General features: G+C 70.9%; 2 protein-coding genes. Both read left to right on the forward strand.

Features of this window, described 5'->3' with window-relative positions:
• Nucleotides 1-282: 282 nt before the first annotated feature.
• Nucleotides 283-3,972, forward strand: coding sequence for a phage resistance protein (locus E1285_RS42460; RefSeq protein WP_132160533.1), 3,690 nt, complete (start codon nucleotides 283-285; stop codon nucleotides 3,970-3,972).
• The coding region (pglZ, locus tag E1285_RS42465) for a BREX-2 system phosphatase PglZ (protein ID WP_165966999.1) at nucleotides 3,969-6,269 on the forward strand (2,301 nt) is incomplete at its 3' end. The genes E1285_RS42460 and pglZ, both read left to right, overlap by 4 nt.

The following is a 6,269-nucleotide window of genomic DNA, read 5'->3' on the forward strand; positions in this document are numbered from 1 at the left end:
TGGCCATCGCCCTCGCCAACCTCATGGGCTGGACCAACATCGCCGCCGCCAACGACCACTACCGGGCACACCCCACCCACGCACTTCAACTACTCGATCTCACTACCTGAGAACGCATTAGCCCTGACTCGATCCCGGTCTTCCGGCCGGAGTAAACCTTCGCGGACGGTTGATGAGTTCCTCGTCTCCGGGACAGCCCGCACGGTGCCGGTTCTTATAGCCTTGGCCCCTGTTGGGACGGGTCCGGCAAGCTCAAAAGATCGAGGAACGGAGCGGGCGAGGATGACGGTTCGGTTGCTGCGGGACCTGATCGACATCCCTGAGCGGGTCCTCGCAGGGGACTTCGTGCTCATGCTGTCCAAGGGCGTCGAGGCGGACTCGACGGTCCGGGACTACGTGGTCACCGATCAGCTGAAAGCGTGCTTCGACGAGGCGCTCGGGATCATCCAGTCGACGGTGGAGGGGCGCCAGTCACGGGCCGTGTACTTGGACGGCTCGTTCGGGTCCGGCAAGAGCCACTTCATGGCCGTACTGCACGCGATCCTGCGAGAGGAGCCGGAGGCCCTGCGCAAGGACGGTCTCAAGAGCGTCCTTCACCGGCATCGGGACTGGCTGAAAGGCCGCAAGTTCCTACTCGTCCCGTTCCACATGATCGAGGCGGTGTCGCTGGAGTCGGCGGTGCTCGGCGGCTACGTCCGTCATGTGCGGGAGCTGCACCCGGAGGCGCCGCTGCCCGCCGTCTACCGGGACGAGGGGCTGCTCGCCGACGCGCGGGAGCTGCGCGCGGCGCTGGGCGACGAGGCGTTCATCGCGGGCATGTCGACCGGGGCCGAGGAAGAGCAGGAGTGGGACGCGGTCGGCTGGACGAGTGCGCAGCTCGACGCGGCCCTGGCCGCGCAGCCCGGTGACGACGAGCGCGGCCGGCTGGTCGGGGATCTGGTCGCCACGCATTTCAGGCGGTACGCGGACGCGGTCAGCGGGACCCATTCGTTCATCGAGCTGGACCGCGGGCTCGCCGAGATCAGCCGGCACGCGAAGGAGGTCCTCGGCTACGACGCGATCGTCCTGCTGCTGGACGAGCTGGTGCTGTGGTTGTCCGGCTACATCGGCAACATCGAGCGGGTGCAGGCCGAGGCGCAGAAGGTGTCGAAGCTGGTGGAATCGGCCGAGCACGACAGGCCCGCACCGATCGTCAGCTTCGTCCCCCGGCAGCGGGACCTGCGAGACCTGGTCGGACGGGACGTCGCGGGCGCGACGACAGCGAGCCTGTTCGACACGCTCAAATACTGGGACGGGCGGTTCGACACGATCAAGCTGGAGGACCGGAACCTGCCGGCAGTGGTGAAGGCCCGCCTGCTGCGCCCCAAGAGCGCCGAGGCGGAGAAGGACCTGGACACGGCGTTCGAGCGGGTCACCAACGCCAGGTCGGACGTGTGGGACGCGCTGCTGGACGCGCAAGGCGGGGCGTCCGACGCGGAGGCGTTCCGCGCGACGTATCCGTTCAGCCCGGCGTTCCTGCACGCGATGGTCGACATCTCTTCGGCGCTCCAGCGGCAGCGGACGGCGCTGAAGCTGATGCAGCAACTGCTGGTCGACTACCGCGACGTCCTGCCGGTCGGGCAGCTCATGCCGCTCGGTGCGATCTACGACGTGCTCGCGCGCGGCGCGGACCGTCCGTTCACCGACAAGCTGCGCGGCGAGTTCGAGCAGGCCAAGAACTTCTACACCGGCCGCCTGCTGCCATACCTGCTGGACAAGCACGGGCTGACGCCCGAGCAGCTCGCCGACCTGCCCTCGCGGCACGCGTTCCGGGCCGACGACCTGATCGTCAAGACGCTGCTGCTCGCCGCGCTGGTGCCGAACGTGCCCGCGCTGCGCGCCCTGACGGCCGGTCGCCTGGCCGCTCTCAACCACGGCTCGATCGTCACGATGCTCCCCGGGCAGGACCGGGTGATGGTGGCCAAGACGCTGCGGGACCTGGCAGGCGAGTTCGGCGAGTTCCAGGTGTCGAGCGGCGACGACCCGATGGTCGAGGTTTCGTTGATCCGGGTCGACACGGCCGGCATCCTGCGCAGCGTCGCCCGCGTCGATGACGACGCCGCCAAGCGCCGGCTGGTCAAGGCGATGCTGTGGAAGGAGTTCGACGCGCAGGACAAGGGTGAGTTCGTCACCACCCGTCCGACCGTGTGGAAGGGCACCGAACGGATCGTCGAGCTGGTCTTCGGCAACGTGCGGGACCGCGAACGGCTCCCGGACGGGCAGTTCGAGCCGGAGATGCCGGGCGCGCTGCGCGTCGTGGTCGACTACCCGTTCGACGAGGGCGACAAGGGCCCGGCCGAGGACCGGCGGCGGCTGCGCGAACTCCAGGACAAGCCCGATCCGCCGCTGACGCTGGCGTGGCTGCCCTCTTTCCTGTCCCGCGCCCGGCTCGTCGAGCTGAGCGACCTGATTCGCATCAACTATCTGCTCGAACGGGCCGACCGGCTGGACGAGCTGACCGCGACCCTGACCGCGAACGACCGCGAGCACGCCCGCAACCAGCTGAGGAACCGGCAGGCGGCGCTCAGCGAGAAGCTCCTCACCGCCCTGCGCCGCGCCTACGGCCTCGCCAGCCCCGAGGAGGCCGACCTGGGCGCCAGATCCGAGGAGCCGGTCGTCGCGCTCGACTCCCGCCTTGAGCTGCGCACACCGGCGGGCGTCGCGTTCGGTGACGCTCTGCAGCGCATCGCCGGGCAGCTCCTCGACCACGCCTACCCCAAACACCCCGACTTCGACCCGACCGGCCGCCGCCAGGTGTTCCGCAGGAGCGAGGTCTCCACCGTCCTGCGGACCGTGGAGGAGGCGGTGCAGAACCGCGTCGGCCGCCTGGAGGTTCCCCGGACCGACCTGCCGGTGCTCAAGCGCATCGCCCACCCCGCGCGGATCGCCACCGTGAGCGAGGTCTTCGTCCTGCGCGACGACTGGAAGATGCTGCTGGGACGCAGAGCCGCGCAGAGCGGTCGCCCCGTCCAGGAGGTCATGGTCCGCGATGTGCGTAAGTGGATCCTGGACGAGCAGCCGGGTCTGCCGCCATTGATCCTCGATCTGATCACCGCCTGTTACGCCCTGCAGGACAACCGTTCCTGGTTCCGCGTCGACCGGCAGATCTCCCCGCAGGAACCCGGCGAGATCCAGGCCGACATGGTGCTGCGGCGCCAGGAACTGCCCGGCGAGGAGGAGTTCCAGCGCGCCGGCGAGCGGGCCGCAGCGATCTTCGGGGTCTCCAGGCAGCCCGTCAACACCGCCCGCGCCGTCCAGGCCATGGCGAGTGCCGTCCGCGGCCGGGCCGGGGACCTGTTGACACCGTCCGAGAACCTCGCCACGCTCCTCACAGACCATCGCGGCACGCTGGGGCTGGCCGACGACGCCCCGCGCCTCGTCACGACCAGGGCGGCCGCCGCGCTGCTCAACCAGCTCGCGGCGGAGACCGATCCGACCAAGCTGCTCCAGAAGCTCGCGTCCGCCGACCTGACCGCGGACGGGGAGGTCTACCGGGCCGCCATGAACAGCGCCCCGGAACTGGTCGGGACGCTCCCCATGATCCAGTGGCGGATCCTCGACCGGCTCCCCTCCCTCGCGGCGGAGCCCGGCCCGAAGCAGGAACGCGCGGCGGCACTTCTGGAACGCCTGCACGGCACCGCCCGCGGCGACGAGTACACCGTCCCCCTCAAGGACCCCCTCAAGGAGATCGAAAGTCTCGCCGTCGACCTCATCATCGACAACACCGACGATGATCATCACCACCACGAAGAGCGTCACTCCGGAGGCGGAAAACTAGTAGCGACTTCCCAGCTATCAGGCAGCGGATACGCCTCATGGACCAGACGGGTCAATGCCGGCGACATCAACGAGGTGATCGAGGAAATCCGCATGAGCGCCGAAGCCAATCCGAATGCCACGTTTGAAATAACATGGCGGACCGTGCACGAATGAGCGAGCACACCGCCGTGCCCGAGGCGAATCCGAACGTCGTGGAGGGGGCTCTGCGGCACGCGCTGCGCAAGGCCGCCGCGCATCGCGACAGGTTCGGCCCGTCCACCGGGCGGGAGCGGGTGCTGCTGCTGCGCGCGGCACCGCAATGGCGTCACCCGTCGTCCGAGATCGCCGTGAACGTCGACGGCGGCGCGAAGGTCACGGCGGTGGTCCGGGCGTGCCCCACGGTCCTGTCCATCCTCGAAGCGCTCGAGGAGCCGCGGGACCCGGACACCTACCTGGTGGCGCTGACCCCGTGGGAGCCGGAGGAACTGGGCGACTCGGTACTGGCGCAGGCACTCGGCAACGAGGTCCGTACGATCAACCGGTGGGACCTGGTCGCGGACGCCTTCGGGGCGCGGCGGCTCGATCCGCGGCTCAGCGCCAGGGAGTACCGCTGGATGGCCGAGGCGCTCATCGACGCACAGCCGGGAGCGGGATGGAAGCACGTCAACGCGCCCGTCCTGCGCCTGGAGACCGTGCTGCGGCGGCTGGCGGCGGCGCGGTTCGGCAAGGACGAGGACGAACGGCTCGACGCGGCTGCGCTGCTGGAATGGAGCCGTGACGACCTGCGGGTCGGCCGGTTCACGCAGCTGCCCGCCGAGGAACGCGGAGGGCTCGCGAGCTGGCTCCAATCGTCGGTCGGGCCGGTCGCCACAGTGGTGTTGCGGCTCCTGTCGGGCGGCCAGGTGCGCGACGCGGTGCCGTTCGGCCTCGCGGCGGCGGAGCTGTACGCGCCTGCGGCCAGGCGCGGAAAGGCGGCCGAGCAGGCCAGGGTCCGCGCGGAAGAGCGGTTCTTCGCCGGGACGGCGCCGGACGAGCCGTCCCTGCGGGCGTTCGCCGAGGCTGCGGAGTCACTCGTCCTGCGGTGGAACGACAACGGCCACGAGGCCGAGGCCGGGCTCGCGTGCTCGCGCGCGGAGGAGATCCTCGCCGAGCTGCGCGCCGGCGGCCTGGCCGGCACGAGCAAGGTTCTGGACGCGGGCCTGGACGCCCGTCTTGCGACGCTGGCCGGTGAACTCGCTTCGGTACTGCCCGCGCCGCGCGCCGAAGACCTGGCCGAGGTCGAGGCGGCGCTGGTCGCGCTGCGCGAGCACCGCCGTCTCGGAGGGCGTGCAGCGGAGGTGGACGCGGCCGTTTGCGCCGTCCGGCTCGTCCGCTGGCTGGCGTCCCCGGAGGCTCCGCCCGGCACGGTCGCGGAGGGCGCGTCCCGGCATGTCCGCTCCTGGAGCTGGGTGGACAGGGCCGTAACGGTGGTGTTCAACGCCGACACCCGCCGCGTCCCTCGGGCTCGGGGAGCCTACGCCGACGTCTTCCACGCGGTCCGGGCTCGCAGGTCGGAGCTCGACCGTGTCTTCGCCGACCGGCTCGCGGCGTGGACGGAGGCGTCCGCCGCACCCGAACGCCTCCTGCTCGCCGAAACGCTCCTCGACAAGATCGCCCGGCCCGTCGCCGAACGCGCCGCACCGCTGATCATCGTCGTGGACGGCATGAGCGCCGCCGACGCGTGCGCGCTCGCCGAAGAGGTCACCGCGACACGGGCATGGCGGGAGGTCGGCCGCGAACCGGACGGACGGGAGCCGGCACTGGCCACCATCCCGTCCGCGACGCTGTTCTCCCGCGCGAGCCTGCTCTGCGGCGAACTCGCCTCCGGTGGCCAGTCGCGGGAGCGGGCCGGCTTCAGGGCGCTGTGGCGGGGGCGCCGCTGCGAGCTGTTCCACAAGGCGGGCCTCGGCACCGGGGCGGGGGCGCAACTTTCGGACAAGGTGCGCACCGCCATCGCCGACGACGGGACCGTCGTCGGCGTCGTCCTCAACACCATCGACGAGGCCCTCTCCGACGACTACCGGGTCAACGCGCCGACCTGGCGGCTCGACCAGGTCGACTACCTTCCTCGGCTGCTCGACGAGGCGGCCGCCGCGGGCCGTCCCGTGGTCCTCACCTCCGACCACGGGCACGTGCTCGACCACCGCGACGGCACGCAGCCGGTGACAGCCGAGGCCGCTCGGTACCGGTCCGGGCCCCCGGGGGACGGCGAACTCACCGTGCGCGGGCCGCGGGTCCTCGCGACCGGGGGCGAGGTGACCGTGCCGTGGGACGAGCGGGTCCGCTACCTCGCCCGGCGCGCCGGGTACCACGGCGGCGTGTCGGCCGCCGAAACGGTCATCCCGGTGCTGGTGTTCGTCCCGCCCGGTGTGCCCGCACCGAAGGGCTGGTTCGAGTACGAGACGGCGTCGCTGCACGAACCCCTCTGGTGG

It is taken from the genome of Actinomadura sp. 7K507, assembly GCF_004348425.1.
GTDB lineage: Bacteria > Actinomycetota > Actinomycetes > Streptosporangiales > Streptosporangiaceae > Spirillospora.